Source organism: Vampirovibrio sp. (assembly GCF_041737375.1).
Lineage (GTDB): Bacteria > Cyanobacteriota > Vampirovibrionia > Vampirovibrionales > Vampirovibrionaceae > Vampirovibrio.
This window is the reverse complement of record NZ_JBGSRV010000015.1, coordinates 56,105-76,284: the sequence shown is the minus strand read 5'-3', so window position 1 is coordinate 76,284 and position 20,180 is coordinate 56,105. Positions and strand designations below refer to the sequence as shown.

The 20,180-nt window shown below is 50.1% G+C and carries 25 protein-coding genes, 3 tRNA genes and 1 pseudogene; 2 read left to right on the top strand and 27 right to left on the bottom strand.

From position 1 onward, the window contains the following. Nucleotides 1-4: 4 nt before the first annotated feature. The 24 genes and pseudogenes from rplR to ACEW81_RS10485 form a co-directional block, all read right to left on the bottom strand. Nucleotides 5-367 (bottom strand): 50S ribosomal protein L18, encoded by a 363-nt coding sequence (gene rplR / locus ACEW81_RS10600; RefSeq protein ID WP_373532956.1) that lies wholly within the window; start codon nucleotides 365-367, stop codon nucleotides 5-7. 24 nt (nucleotides 368-391) lie between these two features. After that, a complete protein-coding gene (gene rplF, locus ACEW81_RS10595) occupies nucleotides 392-943 on the bottom strand; it encodes a 50S ribosomal protein L6 (RefSeq protein ID WP_373532955.1) in 552 nt (183 codons plus the stop codon). A gap of 61 nt (nucleotides 944-1,004) precedes the next feature. Beyond that, nucleotides 1,005-1,400 carry a 30S ribosomal protein S8 gene (gene rpsH, locus ACEW81_RS10590; protein WP_373532954.1) on the bottom strand — a complete coding sequence of 132 codons (396 nt, stop codon included), beginning with the start codon at nucleotides 1,398-1,400 and terminating at the stop codon, nucleotides 1,005-1,007. Between the two features lie 36 nt (nucleotides 1,401-1,436). Next, a complete protein-coding gene (locus ACEW81_RS10585; RefSeq protein ID WP_373532953.1) occupies nucleotides 1,437-1,643 on the bottom strand; it encodes a type Z 30S ribosomal protein S14 in 207 nt (68 codons plus the stop codon). Nucleotides 1,644-1,678: 35 nt separating this feature from the next. Beyond that, nucleotides 1,679-2,254, bottom strand: coding sequence for a 50S ribosomal protein L5 (rplE, locus tag ACEW81_RS10580; protein WP_373532952.1), 576 nt, complete (start codon nucleotides 2,252-2,254; stop codon nucleotides 1,679-1,681). A 19-nt stretch (nucleotides 2,255-2,273) separates the two neighbouring features. Further along, on the bottom strand, nucleotides 2,274-2,636 hold the full coding sequence (gene rplX, locus ACEW81_RS10575; RefSeq protein ID WP_373532951.1) for a 50S ribosomal protein L24: 363 nt from the start codon (nucleotides 2,634-2,636) through the stop codon (nucleotides 2,274-2,276). A 13-nt stretch (nucleotides 2,637-2,649) separates the two neighbouring features. Then, a complete protein-coding gene (gene rplN, locus ACEW81_RS10570) occupies nucleotides 2,650-3,012 on the bottom strand; it encodes a 50S ribosomal protein L14 (RefSeq protein WP_373532950.1) in 363 nt (120 codons plus the stop codon). 6 nt (nucleotides 3,013-3,018) lie between these two features. Beyond that, entirely contained in the window at nucleotides 3,019-3,270 is a 252-nt protein-coding gene (rpsQ, locus tag ACEW81_RS10565) for a 30S ribosomal protein S17 (protein WP_373532949.1), read from the bottom strand. Between the two features lie 25 nt (nucleotides 3,271-3,295). Further along, nucleotides 3,296-3,490: a 50S ribosomal protein L29 gene (gene rpmC / locus ACEW81_RS10560; RefSeq protein ID WP_373532948.1), complete on the bottom strand. Its 195-nt coding sequence runs from the start codon at nucleotides 3,488-3,490 to the stop codon at nucleotides 3,296-3,298. Then, entirely contained in the window at nucleotides 3,477-3,917 is a 441-nt protein-coding gene (rplP, locus tag ACEW81_RS10555; RefSeq protein WP_373532947.1) for a 50S ribosomal protein L16, read from the bottom strand. The genes rpmC and rplP overlap by 14 nt, the downstream gene beginning before the upstream one ends. A gap of 198 nt (nucleotides 3,918-4,115) precedes the next feature. Further along, a pseudogene (gene rpsC / locus ACEW81_RS10550) lies at nucleotides 4,116-4,787 on the bottom strand (30S ribosomal protein S3); the annotation flags it as partial. 12 nt (nucleotides 4,788-4,799) lie between these two features. Beyond that, on the bottom strand, nucleotides 4,800-5,159 hold the full coding sequence (gene rplV, locus ACEW81_RS10545; protein ID WP_373532946.1) for a 50S ribosomal protein L22: 360 nt from the start codon (nucleotides 5,157-5,159) through the stop codon (nucleotides 4,800-4,802). A gap of 11 nt (nucleotides 5,160-5,170) precedes the next feature. Further along, the gene (rpsS, locus tag ACEW81_RS10540; RefSeq protein ID WP_373532945.1) at nucleotides 5,171-5,452 is read right to left on the bottom strand and encodes a 30S ribosomal protein S19; all 282 of its coding nucleotides are present in this window, start codon (nucleotides 5,450-5,452) and stop codon (nucleotides 5,171-5,173) included. A gap of 14 nt (nucleotides 5,453-5,466) precedes the next feature. Continuing rightward, nucleotides 5,467-6,297, bottom strand: a complete 831-nt coding sequence (gene rplB / locus ACEW81_RS10535; protein WP_373532944.1) for a 50S ribosomal protein L2 — start codon at nucleotides 6,295-6,297, stop codon at nucleotides 5,467-5,469. 5 nt (nucleotides 6,298-6,302) lie between these two features. Further along, nucleotides 6,303-6,608 carry an uL23 family ribosomal protein gene (locus ACEW81_RS10530; RefSeq protein ID WP_373532943.1) on the bottom strand — a complete coding sequence of 102 codons (306 nt, stop codon included), beginning with the start codon at nucleotides 6,606-6,608 and terminating at the stop codon, nucleotides 6,303-6,305. Next, nucleotides 6,601-7,254 (bottom strand): 50S ribosomal protein L4, encoded by a 654-nt coding sequence (gene rplD, locus ACEW81_RS10525; RefSeq protein WP_373532942.1) that lies wholly within the window; start codon nucleotides 7,252-7,254, stop codon nucleotides 6,601-6,603. Before rplD ends, ACEW81_RS10530 begins: the two co-directional genes overlap by 8 nt. 13 nt (nucleotides 7,255-7,267) lie before the next feature. After that, nucleotides 7,268-7,939, bottom strand: coding sequence for a 50S ribosomal protein L3 (gene rplC, locus ACEW81_RS10520; RefSeq protein ID WP_373532941.1), 672 nt, complete (start codon nucleotides 7,937-7,939; stop codon nucleotides 7,268-7,270). A 116-nt stretch (nucleotides 7,940-8,055) separates the two neighbouring features. Next, nucleotides 8,056-8,391 carry a 30S ribosomal protein S10 gene (gene rpsJ / locus ACEW81_RS10515; protein WP_373532940.1) on the bottom strand — a complete coding sequence of 112 codons (336 nt, stop codon included), beginning with the start codon at nucleotides 8,389-8,391 and terminating at the stop codon, nucleotides 8,056-8,058. Nucleotides 8,392-8,425: 34 nt separating this feature from the next. Beyond that, nucleotides 8,426-9,610 carry an elongation factor Tu gene (tuf, locus tag ACEW81_RS10510; protein ID WP_373532939.1) on the bottom strand — a complete coding sequence of 395 codons (1,185 nt, stop codon included), beginning with the start codon at nucleotides 9,608-9,610 and terminating at the stop codon, nucleotides 8,426-8,428. A gap of 187 nt (nucleotides 9,611-9,797) precedes the next feature. Then, a tRNA-Thr gene (locus tag ACEW81_RS10505) sits at nucleotides 9,798-9,869 on the bottom strand. A gap of 216 nt (nucleotides 9,870-10,085) precedes the next feature. Then, nucleotides 10,086-10,166 (bottom strand) — tRNA-Tyr (locus ACEW81_RS10500). Between the two features lie 23 nt (nucleotides 10,167-10,189). Then, nucleotides 10,190-10,262 (bottom strand) — tRNA-Thr (locus tag ACEW81_RS10495). 128 nt (nucleotides 10,263-10,390) lie between these two features. Then, nucleotides 10,391-10,888 (bottom strand): YkgJ family cysteine cluster protein, encoded by a 498-nt coding sequence (locus tag ACEW81_RS10490; protein WP_373532938.1) that lies wholly within the window; start codon nucleotides 10,886-10,888, stop codon nucleotides 10,391-10,393. Nucleotides 10,889-10,955: 67 nt separating this feature from the next. Then, nucleotides 10,956-11,966 carry an asparaginase gene (locus ACEW81_RS10485; RefSeq protein ID WP_373532937.1) on the bottom strand — a complete coding sequence of 337 codons (1,011 nt, stop codon included), beginning with the start codon at nucleotides 11,964-11,966 and terminating at the stop codon, nucleotides 10,956-10,958. A 172-nt stretch (nucleotides 11,967-12,138) separates the two neighbouring features. On the opposite strand from ACEW81_RS10485, the gene ACEW81_RS10480 reads away from it, so the two are divergent. After that, the gene (locus tag ACEW81_RS10480) at nucleotides 12,139-13,344 is read left to right on the top strand and encodes a TonB family protein (protein ID WP_373532936.1); all 1,206 of its coding nucleotides are present in this window, start codon (nucleotides 12,139-12,141) and stop codon (nucleotides 13,342-13,344) included. Between the two features lie 441 nt (nucleotides 13,345-13,785). Here ACEW81_RS10480 and serA read toward each other — a convergent pair whose 3' ends face one another. After that, nucleotides 13,786-15,387 carry a phosphoglycerate dehydrogenase gene (gene serA, locus ACEW81_RS10475; RefSeq protein ID WP_373532935.1) on the bottom strand — a complete coding sequence of 534 codons (1,602 nt, stop codon included), beginning with the start codon at nucleotides 15,385-15,387 and terminating at the stop codon, nucleotides 13,786-13,788. Next, a complete protein-coding gene (locus tag ACEW81_RS10470; protein ID WP_373532934.1) occupies nucleotides 15,380-16,579 on the bottom strand; it encodes a pyridoxal-phosphate-dependent aminotransferase family protein in 1,200 nt (399 codons plus the stop codon). The genes serA and ACEW81_RS10470 overlap by 8 nt, the downstream gene beginning before the upstream one ends. A 268-nt stretch (nucleotides 16,580-16,847) precedes the next feature. Here ACEW81_RS10470 and ACEW81_RS10465 point away from each other — a divergent pair, with 268 nt between their 5' ends. Next, nucleotides 16,848-17,948 (top strand): hypothetical protein, encoded by a 1,101-nt coding sequence (locus ACEW81_RS10465; RefSeq protein ID WP_373532933.1) that lies wholly within the window; start codon nucleotides 16,848-16,850, stop codon nucleotides 17,946-17,948. Nucleotides 17,949-18,041: 93 nt separating this feature from the next. Here the strand turns inward: ACEW81_RS10465 and fusA are convergent, their stop codons facing one another. Further along, nucleotides 18,042-20,138: an elongation factor G gene (gene fusA, locus ACEW81_RS10460; protein ID WP_373532932.1), complete on the bottom strand. Its 2,097-nt coding sequence runs from the start codon at nucleotides 20,136-20,138 to the stop codon at nucleotides 18,042-18,044. Between the last annotated feature and the right edge of the window lie 42 nt (nucleotides 20,139-20,180).

Sequence of the window (20,180 nt, the reverse complement as noted above, 5' to 3'; positions counted from 1 at the left end):
GAATCTAGAATTCAAGACCCGCTTCACGAGCAGCTTCAGCCAAAGCGGCAATTCGTCCGTGATAAAGGTTTCCACCACGGTCAAATACCACACTGGTGATACCAGCAGCCTGAGCACGCTTGGCAACCATTTCACCAACCTTGCGGGCGGCTTCAATGTTAGCACCAGATTCACTGCGAAGCTCTTTGTCTAAAGAACTGGCGGAAGCAATGGTGATTGCCTTGAGATCATCAATGAGTTGGGCGTAAATATGTTTGCCACTCCGGTAAACGGCTAGTCTCGGACGCTCGCTGCTGCCTGTCAGTCTGCGACGCAGCCGGTAATGCCGTTTGCGGGTAACTTCCTTACGATTGATTTTGCTGAGCATAATCCTAATACCTGTGCTTATTGCTTACTTCTTGCCTGCTTTACCTGCTTTGCGGCGGATGCGCTCTTCAGCGTACTTCACACCCTTGCCCTTGTAAGGCTCTGGCGGACGCTTACTGCGAATCAAAGCAGAAAAATGGCCAACCGTTTCTTTGCATCGGCCGCTGACTTCAAGTTTGGTGTTACCCTCTACCTTGAAGTCAATGCCTTCCGGGGCTTCAATTTCTACAGGGTGGCTAAAGCCAAGGGAAAGAACCAATTTCTTGCCCTGAACTTGCGCACGGTAGCCAACACCAATGATTTCCAAACGTCTGGAAAAGCCGGTGCTGACACCCAAAACCATATTGTTGAGCAAGGTACGACTTAACCCGTGCAGACTACGAGCCATACGGCTCTCATCCCGACGAGAAACGATGATTTCGTTGCCTTCCTGTGTAACGAGGATTTCAGGACGGAACAAACGCGTTAAACTGCCCAATGGACCTTTAACAGTAACTTGCGCGCCCTTGGCGCTGGTCTCGATTTTGACTTCGACCTTGTCCGGTATACGGACGGGGGATTTACCAATTCGTGACATGGGTCTTAACCTTCTTAATTTTTTTTGGCTTTAATTTTTCTGCTTCAGTAGAGCCAAGTGCTTAATAAACGTAGCAAAGCACTTCGCCGCCAACCCGCGCCCTGCGAGCTTCCCGGTCGGAAAGCAAACCTTGTGGCGTGCTGACAATGGCGGTACCACCACCACCCAAAATGCGAGGCAAATTGTCTACCTTGTAATATTTACGCAAACCAGGTCGGCTTACCCGAACCAGTTTACGAATCAGCGGATACCCTTCGCTGTCATATTTAAGCAGGACGCGCAATGTTTTATGGTTGCCCGCTTCACGAATTTCAAAACTTCTGATATAGCCTTCCTTCTGAAGAACTTTCGCAAGCTCTAATTTCAGTTTGGAGGCGGGTACTTCCACCATTGGATGGCCTACATTCGAAGCGTTCCGAATGCGGGTCAGCATATCAGCGATCGGATCATTGTACATGGTCAGTTTACCCTTGTTCTTACTTCTATTTGCTTGTTACCAGCTTGATTTGGTGACGCCAGGCAGCTTGCCTTCACTCGCCAACTTACGAAGACAAAGTCTGCAAGTACCAAATAAGCGATAGTAACTGCGAGGACGCCCACACAGGCTGCAACGGTTGTGAAGCTTCACCTTGGGCAACTTACCTTTGGCAGCTTTCGCAATGCGCTTTTCCTCTTTAACAATCATGGATGTTTTAGCCAAAATGGAATCTCCTGTTCCGTTTTAATGCTTGCGCCTTATGATGCTTGGGCTTTGGGGGCTTCTGCTTTGGGGGTTTTTTTCTGGAAAGGCAATCCAAACTGCTCCAACAGGGCTCGCGCTTCCATATCAGTCCGGGCGGAAGTTACAATGGTGATGTTTAAACCACGCATCCGCTGCACTTTATCATAATTAATCTCTGGAAAAACCAACTGATCTTTTAAGCCCAGGTTATAGTTACCCAGACCATCAAAACCGTTGGGCTTCAATCCACGGAAATCACGGATTCTAGGCAACACAATACCAGTCAGCTTTGCCATAAAATCGTACATCCGATCCCCACGCAGTGTCACTTTGGCACCGATGGGCATTCCTTCACGGATTTTAAAACCGGCAATCGATTGTTTGGCACGGGTAATCAAAGGCTTTTGGCCTGTGATCATCTGCAGCTCTTCTACGCCATTGTCAAACAATTTGGCATTTTGAGCGCCATCGCCCAAACCTACATTGACAACAACTTTTAGAATCCGGGGAACCTGATACTTGTTGGTCAGCTCCAGATCCTTTTGCAAGGCTGGCACCATTTCCTGTTCATAACGCTCTTTTAATGTCATCGCTTCATTTTCCTACTAGTTATGCGTCAAATTGTTCGCCGGTTTTTTTGGCAATACGGACCCGTTTGCCATCCAGCACTTCAACTTTGGCACGGCTGGCTTGATTGTTCTTGGTATCGTACAACATTACCTTGGAAACATACAGTGGTGCTTCCATTTCTACGATGCCACCGCGCTGTCCCAGCATAGGGTTTGGCTTAACGGCCTTCTTAATAATGTTGAGACCTTCTACCAGAACTTTACCCTTGTTTCGGAAAACACGCTTGATGGTTCCGGTTTTGCCTTTGTCTTTACCGGCGATAACCATCACGGTATCACCCTTTTTTACACTGTAATGCAGGGGAAGCACAATGCGTTTTTTTGATGATTTAGCTCTTAACATGGTGACTTTTCTCCTACAGAACTTCCGGGGCGAGGGATACGATTTTCATGTAGTTTTTATCACGAAGCTCACGTGCTACTGGTCCAAAAACACGAGTTCCACGAGGATTGCCTTCTTTGTTTACAATAACAGCGGCATTTTCGTCAAAACCAATGGTAGAACCGTCACTGCGTTTACGTCGTGCCTTTGTACGCACTAAAACAGCTCGTACAATGTCTGACTTTTTAACAGTTCCGTTGGGCTGGGCTTTTTTAACAACCGCAATGATGACATCACCGATGCCTGCATACTGCTTGCCACCTAAAACCCGAATACACAATAATTCTAATGCACCAGAGTTGTCAGCAACCTGTAATCTGCTTTCCTGTTGAATCATGACGTCCTATACCTCCTGGCTCCGTTCCAGAACAGCAGAGAGGCACCAGGTCTTGTCTTTGCTGTAAGGGCTACTTTCCACAATGCGAACCAAGTCACCTTCATGGCACTCGTTTTTCTCATCGTGTGCTTTGAACTTTACAGTTCTGTTTTGAATTTTTCCGTACTTGGGGTGAGGGTGCTTTTCGGCCACAGAAACCACAATGGTTTTTTCCATCTTGTTGGAGACAACTGTTCCGACTTTTTCCTTTTTGGGCATGGCTACATTTAGTCCTTATTTGGGTTCAGGCTTGCTTTGCTTTTTGAGTCAATACGGTTTGCAATTGAGCAATCCGGTGACGCAACTGACGCAGTTCTGCTGTACTTTCAAGCTGATTCATAGAGTGCTTGAACCGGGCTTCGAATAAGCCTTTGCGGGCTGCTTCGATCTGTGCGTTCAGTTCGTCCTGATTCAGTTCACGCATTTCAGTTATTTTCATGATTAGAACCTCCCAGAATGTCTTCTTTGCACAGGATTTTTGTTCGAACTGGCAGTTTTTGGGCGGCTAAAGCAAGCGCTTTGGTTGCCAGTTCCCGGTTGACGCCATCCATTTCAAACAGCAGCTTGCCAGGCTTGACAACCGCTACCCAGTATTCCTGGTTGCCTTTTCCTGAACCCATCCGAGTTTCAGCAGGTTTCTTGGTAACAGGCTTGTCTGGAAAAATACGAATCCAGATTTTGCCGCCCCGTTTGATACTACGCGTCATAGCCCGACGTGCAGCTTCAATCTGACGGCTGGTGAGCCAGCCTGGATCCAGCGTCTGCAGGGCGAAGCTGCCGAATTCGAAGCTGGTGCCTCGAGTCTCAGTGCCTTTCATATTGCCCCGCATCTGTTTGCGATATTTGGTTCGCTTTGGCATTAACATGTGTAATTACTCCTCAGATGGGGTTGTTGTGTCAGCAGGAGCTGCTGCACCTTGACTGTCGTTTTTGGGACCGGGACCACCACTACGACTACCGCCGCCGCGAGGACCACGACCCGCTTCACCGCCACGACCACTGGCTGGACCACGACGACCAGCGCCTTGGATGCCTTGGTCTCTGGTTTGGCCTTCTTCAGGTCTAGCAGACTTTTGCTTTACATTGGAAACAGCGCTTTCACCAGGCATGACTTCACCTTTGAAAATCCATACCTTGATGCCGATGATGCCAAACATCGTTAACGCTTCAGCAACACCATAATCAATGTCTGCTCGGAACGTATGTAGGGGAATACGACCTTCTTTGGTCCACTCGGTACGAGCAATCTCAGCCCCACCTAATCGACCGGCGATCATAATCTTGATGCCCTTGATGCCTGAACGCATGGAACGCTGAATGGCTTGCTTCATTGCGCGCCGAAAAGCGATACGTTTTACCAGTTGCTGGGCAATTGATTGCGCAACTAAAGTCGCATCCGCTTCAATGCGGTTCACTTCCAAAACATCGATCTGAATGTCCTTACGACTTGTCAATGTTTGCAGTTCTTTGCGCAGCGTATCCAGACCTTGACCACCACGACCCACTACCATACCAGGACGTCCAGTAATGATGCGAATAATGAGTCTCTGTGCTTTACGGTCAATTTCTACACGACTGATAGAAGCTGCTTCCAGTTTCTTTTTTACGAACTTGCGAATTTTTTCGTCTTCCGCAACGTTAATGGCATACATTTTCTTGTTGCCAGCAATCCAGGTCACTTCATGAGGCTGGATGATGCCGAGTCTGACGCTTTTGGGGTGAACCTTCTGTCCCACGGTATCTTCCTTCTATTTCGTTTCTTTAACTTGCACGGCGACGGTCAGATGCGAGGTTGGTTTTTCCCGCTTGTAAATACGTCCTTGAGCCCGCGGTTTAAAACGTCGGTATGAAGGACCTTCATCTGCAAATGCCCGACTAATAACCAATTGCGCAGGGTCTTCAACTCCAAACTTAACTTGTGCGTTGCTGGTTGCTTCGATTAATTTTTTAAGCACCACTCGCGCTGCCTCATAAGGCATTAACCGCAACATGTTATAAGCTTCAGGAACACGCTTGCCACGAATTGTATCTACAACACGACGCAATTTGCGAGGGGACATAATAATGTATTTTTGTTTTGCCTGTGCTTCTTGTAGATTTGTTGCCATTATCGTCTGTCCTATCTCTTGCCAGCTTTTTTGTCGCTGCCAGCATGGCCGCGAAAGAAGCGGGTGGGCGCAAATTCGCCAAGTTTGTGACCAATCATTTGTTCAGTGACGTAAACTGGCACATGCTTAGAGCCGTTGTGGACAGCAATGGTATGGCCAATCATATCAGGGATAATCATGGAGCGACGGGACCAGGTCTTAATAACCTTTTTGTCACCCACTTTATTAAGTGCTTCCACCTTTTCTTCCAGGTGGTCGTCCACAAAGGGGCCTTTTTTTAAAGAGCGAGGCATACTGCGTAGAACTCCTATTTCGTACGTCGTCTGACGATGTATTTATTGGATGCCTTGCGGCGACTGCGGGTTTTGTAACCCAAGGTAGGCTTGCCCCAAGGCGTCACAGGTGTAGGACGTCCAATGGGCGCTCTACCTTCGCCACCACCGTGCGGGTGATCCACAGGGTTCATTACAGAACCACGGACAGTAGGACGAATTCCCAAGTGGCGCTTGCGGCCCGCTTTGCCCAAGCTTAAGTTTTTGTACTCTGCGTTGCTTAAACTGCCAATGGTTGCATAGCAATCAATGCGAACCATACGCATTTCTGAGCTAGGCAAGCGTAATGTGGCGAAATCGCCTTCCTTCGCTACCAGCTGGGCTGAGCCACCTGCAGAGCGAACCATTTGCCCGCCATGTCCCGGTGTCATCTCAATGTTATGCACCACAGAACCCAAAGGAATATTTCTTAAAGGCAGTGCGTTTCCTGGTTTAATTTCTGAATTGGCCCCAGCCATAATTTTGTCGCCAACTTTTAGACCTTCGGGTTTCAGAATGTATCGTTTTTCACCGTCTGCATAGGTTACTAACGAAATACGAACGTTCCGGTTTGGATCGTACTCAACGGTACTCACCACACCTGGAATATCACGCTTGTCTCTGCGGAAATCAATGAGACGGTAGTGTTTTTTGTTCCCACCACCTTGGTGCCGAGTGGTGATACGTCCATAGTTGTTACGGCCAGCGTGTTTTTTAAGCTTGCGTAGCAAGGGCTTATGCGGATCATTAGTAGTGATGTCGGCTGTTTCCAGCTTAGACATCCCGCGAACACCAGCGGAGGTTGGTTTATATTGCTTGACAGCCATTGCGCTTATACTCCTGTAAAGAGTTCAATCGGCTCGCCCTCAATGGAGAAAACAGCCTTGCGTTTCTCTTGAGTTTGACCAATTTTTTTACCGTAACGTTTGGTGCGAGCCGGCACCGTAATTAAACGAACCGCACGTACCTTCCGACCTGGGAAAGCCAATTCAAAGGCCTGGGTCAGTTCAATTTTGTTTGCAGCCCGTTCAACTTCAAAGACATACTGGCCTAGTTCTGCCAGACTCGTTGTCTTTTCGGTCACAATCGGACGTTTGAGAAGATTGTAAAGTTCAGAACGCTGAGCTGTCTTAGACATAGGATGCATACCTTTCATTGATTTCCTGGACCGCACTGTTGCTGGCAATGACAGCGTCTGCATCTAGCAGGTCCTTAGCGCTGAGGTTGTGCGGGAGGCACAATTTGATGCCTGGCAAGTTACGGGAAGCCAGATAAATATGCTGGTTTTCTGTAGCCTTGTAGTCAGTCAGAATAAGTACCTTCTTTTCAATCAGACCAAAAGAAGAAAGCAGGTCTGCCACTTCTTTGGTTTTAGGACCCGTTAAAAAACTAAAGTCTTCTAAAACCTTGAATTTGCCTTGTGCCGCAGAAAGAGAAGAGCGCATCGCCAAAACTCTAACTTTGCGAGGGAGGTTGAAGGAGTAATCGCGTGGCTTAGGGCCAAAAGTTACACCACCGCCAACCCACAGCGGAGAACGAATACTACCGGCACGGGCCCGACCTGTTCCTTTTTGTTTCCAGGGCTTTTTGCCGCCGCCACGTACTTCGGACCGAGTTTTAGTGCAAGCTGTACCAGCACGACCATTTGCCAGTTCCCGACGAACTGCCAAGTGCAATACATGCACATTAGGCTCAATGCCGAACACATCGGAGGAGACTTCCACCTGGCCAGCTTCTTTTCCGTCTTTGGAAAATTTATTAAGTGTTATTTTATCTTCAGCCATGATGTCCTACTCCTTACTTTCTCGGCTCGTTCCAGCGTTCCGGTTTGGCCTGAATGGTTAAAAGACCGCCTTCCACACCGGGAACAGCGCCTTTAATCAGAACCACATTTTTTTCCGGAATCACTCGGATGACTTTTAGGTTACGAACGGTTACTTGCTCGTTACCCATATTGCCAGCCATTTTTAAACCTTTGAAAACACGACCTGGTGTCGTACCGGCGCCAATAGAACCTGGCAAACGGTGGGATTTGGAACCGTGGCTCATTGGGCCGCGGTGGTGATTCCAACGTTTGGTGTTTCCCTGGAAACCTTTACCGATCGACTTGCCGGTAACGTGAACCATTACGCCTTCAAGTAAAAAAGAACCGTCGCTCGCTGGCAAAATCACGTCGCCGACTTTAAAGCCTTCGACCTGTTCAGCGGTCATACGGAACTCTTTTAACTTGCGCAGTAAAGGCAAGTTATTTTTCAGCAAATGCTGTTGTTGAGCTTTCGTCAAATGTTTTCCCTTTGCCGGGACAAAACCAACTTGAATGGCTGAATAACCAGCATCCGTTTTGGTTTTAACCTGGGTGACCGTTAACGGCAAAAGCTCAACAACCGTTACGGGGACAGCGGACCCGTCTTCTATAAAGACCTGGGTCATGCCACGTTTTCTTCCAATGAGGTGTTTTGGAAAACTCACCTTGTTTACCTTTCCTTAATTAGTAAGTGGTATGAGTCTCAACTTATTCAGTTGTCTTTTTTCCACTGGTGGACTGATGGAGGAGTTGTCTAACCTGAGGAGGAGAATTTAATGTATTACAAGCGTACTTCGATATCAACCCCGGCTGGGAGATCTAACCGGCTCAATTGGCTGGCGAACTCTTGGCCCGGATCAATAATGTCGATTAAGCGCTTGTGGGTACGAATCTCAAAGTGCTCTCTGGATTTTTTATTAACGTGAGGAGAACGCAACACGCAGAAGATTTGACGATGAGTAGGAAGTGGAATTGGGCCAACGACCTTCCCCTGAGCGCCTTTGGCAACGTCAATGATCTTTTGTGCCGATGCGTCAATAAGTCGGCTGTCATAAGATTTGAGACGAATACGTACCCGGTTTTGCTTGGGGGCTTTCTTTTTTGCCGTTGTAGCCATGTTCCTTCTTCCTACTCTTTCGTCAATTCATTAACTAGCTGATGATGGTGTCAACAACGCCAGCGCCAACGGTACGGCCACCTTCACGGATGGAGAAGCGCATACCTTGTTCGATAGCGATGGGAGCAATCAATTCTACTTCCATAACGATGTTGTCGCCGGGCATAACCATTTCAACGCCTTCTGGCAATTTGATGGTTCCGGTTACATCGGTGGTACGAACATAGAACTGAGGACGGTAGTTGCTGAAGAAAGGAGTGTGGCGGCCGCCTTCATCCTTGCTCAGAACGTACACGTTTGCCTTGAATTTGGTGTGAGGTTTGATGGAGCCGGGTTTCGCCAGTACCATGCCGCGCTCAACAGCGGTTTTATCAATACCACGCAACAGGGCGCCTACGTTATCGCCGGCCAGACCTTCATCCAGCAACTTGCGGAACATTTCGATCCCGGTAACGATGGTTTTGCGGGTGTCGCCCAAGCCGATGATTTCAACTTCATCGCCTACGTTGACTTTACCACGCTCGATACGGCCGGTTACAACTGTACCGCGACCGGTGATGGTGAAAACGTCCTCGATGGGCATCAGGAAAGGCTGATCCACTGGACGCTCTGGGGTGGGGATGGTGGTGTCTACAGCGGTCATCAGTTCCTGGATGGATTTAACCCAAGTCTCATCGCCTTCCAGGGCTTTCAAAGCGGAACCACGAATAATGGAGATGTTATCGCCATCAAATTCGTACTTGCTCAGCAATTCACGGGCTTCCATTTCAACCAGGTCGAGCAATTCAGGATCGTCAACCATGTCGCATTTGTTCAGGAACACAACCAGCTGAGGAACGCCAACCTGGCGGGCCAACAGAATGTGCTCACGAGTTTGTGGCATAGGGCCATCGGTTGCTGCGATAACCAAAATACCGCCATCCATTTGAGCGGCACCGGTAATCATGTTTTTTACGTAGTCGGCGTGACCTGGGCAATCTACGTGGGCGTAGTGGCGCTGATCGGTTTCGTATTCTACGTGTGCGGTAGAAATCGTAATACCACGGGCTTTTTCTTCGGGTGCGGCATCAATTTCATCAAACTTTTTAGCGGTGGCTTTGCCTTCTTTCGCCAAAACTGTGGTGATGGCTGCAGTCAACGTGGTTTTACCGTGGTCAACGTGACCAATGGTACCAATGTTGACGTGCGGCTTATTCCGTTGGAACTTCTCGCGAGCCATGTTTCTGTTGTCTCCTTTACGTGCTGATTATTTCAAAACAAGTTTGGATAACCTGTACCTACCTGGATGAATGCCCTGTGGCGGGACTCTCCGAGTTTTACGCGCCTGATTCTTTTTTGAGAGGGGGTCAAATGGCAGTGAATAAGGACACGCGAAGTTAGCTAACCACAAACAAAGAAAAATAAATAGCCCATGACGAGATTCGAACTCGTGGCCTTCCCCTTACCAAGGGGATGCGCTACCCCTGCGCCACATGGGCATGTGTCTGTATCGTGATGTTGCTTATGAGGCTATCAGAATACTGGGGAGAACTTGGAACTATAGGAAATCACAAAGGGAATTATTCTGTCTAGTGGTTAATTGCGGGAGTGATTTAAATTTCTCAATGATCCTGACAGTCGCCTTTAGCGGGGCTTGGCATGATGGCCATTTTTATAAAACAAAACCGCCCTTTTTGAGGAGGACGGTTTTGGTATGGGTAGGGTTGGATTTGAACCAACGTAGCTTGCGCAACGGGTTTACAGCCCGCCCCCTTTAACCACTCGGGCACCTACCCAGGTTCGTGGGGATACTGTCATTAGCCGGTGATGGGACTCGAACCCGCAACCTACGGTTTACAAAACCGTTGCTCTGCCAATTGAGCTACACCGGCCCATTTTTATCCAGGTTGGACAAAGCGGGGATATGACAGTCCATTCATAATAAGGGTTAAAAAATGCCTGTCAATATCCGTTTTGATTGCAGGGGTTCCAATGCGATGGGCTAAGTCGTAATTGCGGCTTACCTTTCTGCGGAGATTTCACTGTCCATTTTAGCTTTTAAGGCCTTCAGTCCAGCCAGTTGCTGCCTCAGCTGGCTCGCTTTTTCCAGGCAATTTTCTTTGGCCTGCGTATATCCACAACATTTGGGAATGGCTCCAAATGGCGATTCCGGGAAGTCTCGGCACAGGGTGGGGCGATCTTCATAAATCTGGCACTGGTTTCGGTTTTTAAGGTAAATGCAATGGTAGAACACCAGATTTTCCGGATTTTCGCCCCGGCTTAGCGCAATTTCCGTGGAGGCTTGTACCGCATCAGGCGCTGTATTTAAAGCGGCTTCCTGATTGGGATAGGGCTGGTATTGATTCAAAAAGGCACGGGAAATGGGGTTGCCGTTTGCGGCCTGCGCCATTAAATTTTGCCATGGCTTAATTTGCGCTGCGCCCCGGCAGCATTCTCCCGATTGGTCGCATTGATTTTTGGGCCATTGAACGCCCAGCAGTTTTTCCCATTCCATCATCCCGCCGTACCTGTTTTTTCTGTTTAGTGCGTTTGAATATGAAGTTTTTCTTTTTAGTTTTTCTTTATTAAAGATTATAGCCTGCTGAGGTGAAGTGGAATTGATATTCTCCTACCACTTTGCCTTGAGTGTTGAGGCGTTTTTGATTTTGAAAAGGTTTCAGTCGGATGTCCTCTAGGGCGGTTGAATCCAGCCAACCGATTCGTTGCAGGATTTCTACAATAGTCAAATTGCGAATCAGCTCGCTGCCGTCGGCGATTTTTAGGGCCAGTCCTTCTTTGGCCTCTGTGTGGCCCACGCAAAGTACTCCGTCGGCGCCCACTTTGGCTAGCAGCTTGCCTTGGCTGGCTTGCATCAGAACGGTATCAATCCGGCCTTCCCCGCCAACCAGTTGAGGATGGTTGATCATGGCTGATTTTAAGGGCCTGAACGCTTCATCACTGACCAAAACGGCGTAAAGCGCGGCGATTTTTTCAAGCGGCAGATAAAAAACCGGAGCGCCGCAGCCGTCAACTGCCGTAGGAATGTCCTGAATGCCTGTGTATTGGCGCAAGGTATTTAAAATGCTTTGCTGTAGCGGATGCTCAAAGTTCAGGTAGGTTTCCGCATTGAGGTTTTGTTGCTTGCAGTAAAAAAGCATGCCCGCATGTTTTCCCGAACAATTATTATGCATGGGATTGGGGGGGGCGCCTGATTTGGCCAGTGTTTCCAACATGGGGCCATCGGTGGGAGGGTGAGGGCCACATTTTAAACTGTTTTTGGATAAGGTGGCTTTGTTTAAAATGTTTTGCACCCCTTGAATGTGCTGGTTTGAGCCGGTATGGGAGGCGCAGGTCAGGGCCAGTTCGGCTTCAGTGAGCAAGGGATGCAGGCCTTTTTCCACAATAGGGAACGCCTGAAAGGGTTTGGCTGAGGAACGAAAAAAAGTAGCGATTTCTGTCGCTCCCGGTGTAGAATACAATATGCCTCGCTGTCGGTGGCTAATAATGAACCAGCCTGTATGCCGATTTTCAACGATGCTTTCGCCCAGTGGCAGTTTGTCAGTGCTTTTTTCGCCGATAAATCGGTGAGCGGTCACTAAAACAGAGTCTTGGAGCGGTTGAGCGTGCATAATCATTATTTTCCGACAGAGCGCATTGTAAAAATTTATTTTAGAATAGAAACACCATTCTATAGTACACGTCTAGCAAGAAATAGTTAGGAATGGGGCTAAGTCAATTGTTAATGGTTGATAGACACAAGTGCCACCTGTGAGAACGCCATATTCACAACCTGTATCCGCTAATCAAGCGCCAATGCCCACCGGGCTGGGGCTTTATTCTAACAAGCAGTATGAGTCCAAGTTATTTATGTGGGTTGGGCTGGCTGCTTTAGTCCACATTGCGGTGGTGGGACTGGTTATTTTAACGGTCCTGATTTTAAGTTTTTTCGGGTTTAAAATCCCCTTGTTCTCTTCTCAAATGAAACAGCCGGACGTCGAGTTTGTGCTGGTGGACAATGAGCCTGAGCAAGCCCCTCGCAAGCCAACCAATCTGCGGGCGGAACGCAATACCCGTTCCGGGGGTAAGAAAATTGCCAATCGACCGGTTCAAGTAGCCCAGCAAGCGGCGGGCGCTGCTTCTAAACAAGCGGCTGCAAGGCCCAATGTCGCCCCTCAGCCTAAATCTAACCCAGCGCCTCAGCCAAGGCCGCAAGCCAGACCGCAGCCGCGTCCTACCCGGCAGGCTCAATCCCCGGCACCCACGCCAGCACCCAAGCAAGCTCAAGCGCCAAGCCCAACACCGGCCCCAGCCCCTCCAAGGCCTAAGGCCCCCCGGCCTACTAAAATTGCAAGTGCTGCACCCAGTTTGCCTTCTAATCCCATTGCGCCTACTATTCCAACCCCTGCCCCTAAAAATCCTTCGGCAAGCGCGGGTGGTGGCCCTGTAGCCAAAACCGCCAGCGCCAGTCCTTCTGGCAGGCCCGGTGGCGGTAGTGCCAGTGGTAGCCCAAGCTCCAGTTTTATTGGCGGAAGCCCTTCCAGAGGTGGCGGCAATCCCGGCAGTGCTGGCAGCCGAGGCGGAAGCAGCGGCGGTGGCGGTCGTGGATCTTATAATCAAAGCGGCTCTCCGGGCGGCGGCGGTGGCCGTGATGGTGTGGATGCTATGGCTGAACCGGATTTCGGGCCTTATATCGCTGAATTGCAACGTCGTATTCGGCGTAACTGGGCGCCTCCGGTGGAAGATAGAAGCAAACGGGTGGTGGCCTTGTTTAAAGTGTCCAGAGATGGCCGTTTGTTGAGTCTGCGAATCCAGCAGTCTTCTGGCTCTCCAGCTGCCGATCAGGCTGCGATGGCTGCGGTTCGGGCTTCTGCCCCATTTAAACAGTTGCCGCCGAATTATCCGGGTAATGATATTGACGTGCAGTTCATCTTTGACTATGAAATTTACGGTCACGGAAGCGCACAGCGTCGATAACAAGCAGGTTTTTTTAGGGTGGGGTGGGTTCTGCTCCTGGCGTCATGCTGATTTCAGGGCAAAAAAAATGCTGGCTTAAATTAGCCAGCGTTTTAAGGACACTTGAAGTTATATAGGGATAGGAGTGGGAGTGTTTATATTTAAATAAAAACAATATCTGAGTGATAATTGCGGGTATGTGTTATATGGTTCATAAATCCGGGTGAGCGCTGGTAGATATTTTTCGGATAGGGAAGGGGGAGGGGATTTTGCCTTGGTATTTTGCCGGATTTTTTATGTCTCATCAGAAAAAAAGAAGTCACCTCAATAAAATCGAGGTGACATAAGTCTTGTTAGACACAATAGGGATGGGAGTGAGTGTTTCTGTATTAATAAAAACAAAAGCATATCCGTAATTGCCCTATTGTGGATGGATTGGATATTTTTTATATAAAAACCTTGTTAAAGGTTGATATAGGAACTGCCGTAAATCCCTTCCAGCTCGCGAATTTTGGAAAGTAGGCTATCGGAAGGGGCATTGTCCAGGTTGAATACCATGATGGATTCCCCACCCGCCTGGGGGCCGCTACGGGCGACCTGAAGCGCGCTGATATTCACGCCTGCTTCTCCTAGCACGGTGGCCACCTGTGCAATCATCCCCGGTCGATCGTGGTGGGGGGTAATCAATACATAGGGCGTTGCTTTCAGGGCCATTTGATAACCGTCCATATCCACAATCCTGAAGATTTCATCGGAAATCAGGGTGCCCGCAACCATGTAGGTTTTCTCTTCGGTGATCAGTTTGATTTCCAGAAGATTGCGATAGTTGCCAGCGGCTTTGGTGGTGGTAGTTTTAACCTGAATGCCGCTTTCTTCGGCGATGGAAGGGGCATTCACATAGTTCACGCCTTCTTTGGCGTTGGAAAGCAGCCCTTTTAGCACGGCAAGGGTTAAGGGTTCGATGCGGTGTTTGCTCAAGTCGCCCTTGGCGATAATTTCAATGGCTTGTGCGGGGCTTTGCGCTCTTTGTCGAATAAAGTTCCCTAAAACTTCCGCCATGGGCATAAAGTGCTTGATGGGGTCCAGTAAATCTTGCCGTAACAAGGGAATATTCACCGCGCTTCTGGCAAACCCATGCTGGAAAAAGTCCTTGATTTGCTCGGCCACATCCAGAGCCACGTTGACCTGGGCCTCTTCGGTGCTGGCCCCCAAATGCGGGGTGAGGACCAGTTTGTTGGCATGCTCGCCCAACTGAAACAAGGGGCCGTTCATATCCGGGGGCTCTTGTTCAAACACATCCAGAGCCGCACCGGCCACCATGCCGGAACGAATGGCATCTGCCAGATCCGCCTCATGAATAATACCGCCACGGGCGCAGTTAATCAGGCGAACGCCGGGCTTGCAGCGGGCAAAGGTATCCCGGTTGAACAGATTTTGGGTTTCCTTGGTTTTGGGCGCGTGAATGGTAATGAAGTCCGATTTTTCGATAATGTCATCAATGCTAACCACGTTCACGCCCAGCTCTTCGGCCATTGCCTTGGAGAGGAAGGGATCAAACACGTTCACCTTCATTCCCATTGCCAGGCAGGCCTTGGCCACCCGGCGGCCAATTTTACCCAGGCCCACAACCCCCAGCGTTTTCCCGTACACTTCAACGCCCACCAGCTTGCTACGAATCCATTGACCGCTTTTTAAGGTGGCGTCGCCTTCCGGGATGTGGCGGGCCAAGGCCATCAGCAGGCCAATGGTATGCTCGGAAGCCGCCACGGTATTGCCTTCCGGGGAGTTGATCACAATCACGCCTTGTTTGGTAGCGGTAACCACATCCACGTTGTCGGTTCCTACCCCGGCTCGGCCCACAATGCGTAAACGCTTTGCCTTTTCCAGAATATCGGCGGATACGGTAGAGGCGCTTCGAATCATCAAGGCATCTACATCGGCGATGCGATCCAGCAATTCCTGATGGGACAGTTTGGGCTCAAAAATGACTTCACAGGATTCTTCCAGAATCTCCGCCGCTTTGGGGTTGATGCTGTCGGTGATTAGAACAACAGGCTTACGCATGGCTCACCGCTTTCTGGGCAGGCGTTTGGGTGTGAGTGTTCTGGCTGGCCTCAATGGCCGCTGCCACGCCAGCCCCTGTGGGTACGGCATGGCCCAGCTCTGTTAATACCGCTTCCAGTGCGGATAAGGTGGTCAGTACTTCCCGTTCCGAAACATGGCCCAGATGCCCGATTCGCATGATTTTGCCCTTCAGCTCTTTTTGGCCATCGGCAATCACAATGCCAAAGCGCTTTTTTAAACCACTGCGCACGGCATCCACTGAAATACCTGCCGGAGGCAGAAAGGAGGTCACCGAGGGGCTGGCCAGCGCGTCTTCTCGCACAAAAGGTTCCAGTCCCATGGCCTTTACACCGGCACGGGTCATGCGGCTGAGGGTTTGATGGCGCCGGATGATGGCTTCCAGCCCTTCTTCCTGCATCAGGGTCAAGGCCACATCCAATCCCAAAATTTGAGGGGTGGCGGGGGTATAGGGGGTGGTGTTTTCCAGCTGGGCTTTTTGATAGCGGGTAAAGTTAAAGTAATAGCCCGGTTGCTGACAATGTTGGTGCGCTTGCCATGCCCGTTCGCTTAAAGCCAGAAAGGATAATCCGGGAGGCAGCATAAATCCTTTTTGACTACCGGAAACCGCCACATCGATATCCCATTCATCCAGTGAGAACTCAGTGGCCCCCAGGCTGGTGATGGCATCCAGAATAATGAGGGTTTGGGGGTGCGTTTGACGAATGACACTCACCAGCTGGCGAATGGGGCTGAGCACCCCGGTGTAGGTTTCACTGTGATTGAGCAGAACGGCTTTGTAATCGGTTTCTTTGCGGGCTTCTAAATATTCCTGCAGCATGGCGGGGGTGTGGGCTTCCCCGTGAGGCACATCCAGCGTTTCCACTTGTAAGCCCAATGTTTTGGCGATTTCCGCCCATCGGTGGCTAAACACCCCGTTGACCAGCGCCAATACCCGGTCTCCCGGATTCAGGGTGTTGGACATTGAGGCTTCCATGGCCCCGGTGCCGCTTGCGGTGTAGAGAAACACCTGATTCTTGCTACCGAAAATCCATTGCAGTTTGGGGAAAACTCGCTTAAGCACTTCTTTGAATTCAGCGCTTCGATGACCAATGGCTGGACGGCCCATTACTTCACGAACAGGTTCCGGCAACGGCGTGGGGCCGGGGATCATTAATAAGTCAGCTTTTTTCATGGTTTCCCTTCCAAAAAATAGTTGCGGCAACAGAGCTTTTCGAGCGGAATGACAATCACCGGCTCATCCATCCTAAGTGCATCGGGCGAGTGCGTTGGGGACTCTGCCTTACTTGTGCTACTCTCATTCTAAATCAAACAATTTCAGGGTCTATCAAGTGGGATTTACCATGAATTGGATGCAATTCAGTCTCTTTTCAACTCAACCTTCAGCAAATTCGCTTTATTTGAATAAAAAACCCGGTTTTTTTACAAAGCCATTACCCGCTTTGCGATTTGATGGGTCGCCTGCTGGTTTGGAGCAAACCGATCGATTCATTCGGACTGCACCTGATTCAAAGCTTCTGGCCAATCATGGGTTGCAGTTGCGAAAGTTGCAAACCCACGCCGAAATGGCCGCCAAACTTACGCCCAATTATTCGGGGCGGCATTACGGGGCTTTGGTGGTACTTGCAGATGGCACCGAAGGCATGAGCACCAATCTGGAGGCCAGTCGGCAGGTTTCTCTGTGCGATTTGCGTCTGGCTTTGGGTGCTGCCCGCAATCGATGGATTGAAAGCAAGGTGGGCTCACCATCAGGCTCGCTTCAAGTGCCTGAGGTGCAAACCATTTATCTGGTCAATGCCAATCTGGATGGAGATCAGCCCATTCCTTGCGCCGATTGTCAGGAATGGCTGGCGAGTCCGCTTTGTCCGCCCGATACACGGGTGATTAGTCTGGAGCGGGGTGCGGGTGCCACGGATCCCATCATTCGCACCCGAACCGTTCGGCAGATGCTACCGTTATACAAAGATCGCGAGCCTCCGGTGTTGACGACCACCCGCCCCTTAAAAACGCTGCCCGTTTCTTACAGCCCACTGGCCCAGAACGTGGTTGCTCGCTCAGAAACAGCGCTTTCTGATAAACAGGTAAAAACATTGGTTTTGAAGGCCCAGCAAGCCTTTCAGCAAAATCAGTCACTGGCCAAAGATTCTGGTCTGGCTGCGGGGGCTTCTGTGTTGCTGCATCCTTCTGGGCTGATCACTGAAGCTGGACGGGTGGACTGGTCCACGCGTTGGCAGCAACCCGCAGACTTGACAGCCGCAGCGATTGGCTTAGCCCGCTGCAATGGTTTGCCTGAGACTGCTAAACCATCGTGGCGGCAGTGGTTTTCGGGGGGGCGTCGTCAGCTTCCCCCTGAAAGCGAGGCTTCCCAATCCATTCAAGCGGTGGCTTATTATGGTAATGATTCTGGTTTGCCACCCATTACCAGTTTAGGGCGAATGGCCCGGAAGCGGGGTTCGGCTCAAACGTTGGTTATCACCGTAGAGCAATCGCAAATTCAGGTAAGAACCGTGAAAGATTTTATCCCCGAATTATACAGGGCCTAGGAAGCGCTTGGCTAATAGCCTGTTTTCATACTAAAAGAGCCGGGGGAATGAATCCACCGGCTCTTTCAAGTGTTTTAACTAACCGTTTGCCAATTAATTGGCGGCGGTTGCCTGGCCTCTGAACTTTGCGATCAGCGGCTCGGCAATGTTGTTTGGCATTGGCTCGTAATGGGCAAATTCCATTGCGAAGGTACCACGGCCCTGGGTTTTGCTGCGGATGTCGGTTGCGTAACCGAACATTTCAGCCAACGGAACCATGGAGCGAATTTTCTGGATACCGGCGCCAGGAATGGGCTCCATTCCTTCAATCCGGCCACGACGGCTGGAAAGGTCGCCAATAACATCGCCCATGAAGTCTTCTGGTACTTCAACGTCAACCTTCATAACCGGCTCCAGCAGTTGCGGGCCCGCTTTGGGAACGCCTGCTTTGGCCGCCATGGAGCCAGCGATTTTAAACGCCATCTCGTTGGAGTCAACATCGTGGTAGCTGCCATCAAACAGGGTCGCTTTAACGTCGATAACCTGGAAACCAGCGATTACGCCACCTTGCAGGGCTTCTTCAATCCCTTTGGAGGCAGGGCCAACGTATTCTCTGGGAACGGTACCGCCCACGATCTTGTTTTCAAACACAAAACCGGTGCCACGCTCTTGGGGTTCCAAACGGATCCAAACGTGACCGTATTGACCACGACCACCGGACTGACGGACGTATTTGCCTTCCACTTCCACGGTCTTGGTAATGGTTTCACGGTAGGCAACCTGTGGTTTGCCCACGTTGGCCTCTACCTTGAACTCACGCAACAAGCGGTCCACGATGATCTCCAGGTGGAGTTCGCCCATCCCGGCAATGACGGTTTGACCGGTTTCCTGGTCCACACGCACCCGGAATGTCGGATCTTCTTCTGCCAGCTTGGACATGGAGTTGCCCAGTTTCTCTTGATCCGCTTTGGTTTTGGGCTCAATGGCCACTTCAATAACCGGATCAGGAATGTGAATGGATTCCAGAATAACAGGCGCGTTTTCAGCACACAGCGTATCGCCGGTGGTGGTGTCTTTCAATCCAACCACCGCGCAGATATCGCCCGCCCGGATTTCATCGATTTCCTTACGGTCATCGGCTTCCATCTGAACCAGACGGCTGATGCGCTCTTTTTTGCCCTTGGTGGCGTTGGTAACGTAGCTACCGGATTGCAGCACACCACTGTATACCCGACAGAAGGTCAAACGGCCCACATAAGGGTCGGTCATGATTTTAAAGGCCAAAGCGGCAAACGGCTCATCGTCGCTACTTTTGCGCTCGGCATCACTGCCATCCAGGTTTTTACCCTGAATGCTCGGCACTTCAAGAGGGGAGGGCAGGTAATCAATAACCGCATCCAGCAGCAATTGAACACCTTTGTTTTTGAAAGCGGTTCCGCAGATGACGGGTACGATTTTTACATCGCAAACCGCTTTACGCAGTGCTTTTTTCAGTTCGGCAATCGAAATTTCCTCGCCAGCCAGGTATTTTTCCATCAACACGTCATCGTTTTCCACAATGGCTTCCACCAGTGCTTCACGGGTAACGGTTGCTTGATCCATATAGTCAGCAGGGATTTCTGTAATTTCTACATCGGTTCCCAAATCGTTTTTGTAGATGTGCGCTTTCATCTCAACCAGGTCGATAATGCCGGTCATTTGATCTTCAGCGCCAATGGGCAACTGAATGGGGTGAGCGTTAGCGCCTAAGCGGCTAATGATTTGTCCCACCACACGCTCAAAGTTGGCGCCGGTACGATCCATCTTGTTGACAAACACCATACGGGGAACTTTATAACGATCGGCTTGGCGCCAAACGGTTTCAGACTGGGACTGAACGCCACCAACGGCGCAGAAGACGGCAACCACGCCATCCAGAACCCGCAAGGAACGCTCTACTTCAATGGTGAAATCAACGTGGCCAGGGGTGTCAATAATGTTGATCTGGTGATCTTTCCAGCTAGAGGTGATGGCGGCGGAGGTAATGGTAATGCCCCGCTCACGCTCTTGTTCCATCCAGTCGGTTACAGCGGTGCCTTCATGCACTTCGCCAATTTTGTGGACTTTGCCGGTGTAGTACAGAATTCGCTCGGTGGTGGTGGTTTTGCCAGCATCAATGTGCGCGGCGATACCGATGTTGCGAATTTTCTCGAGTTGGATCTTTCTGGCCACGGTTTAAAACCTCTTTTTCTTTTTCAATTTTTGGATGGACTT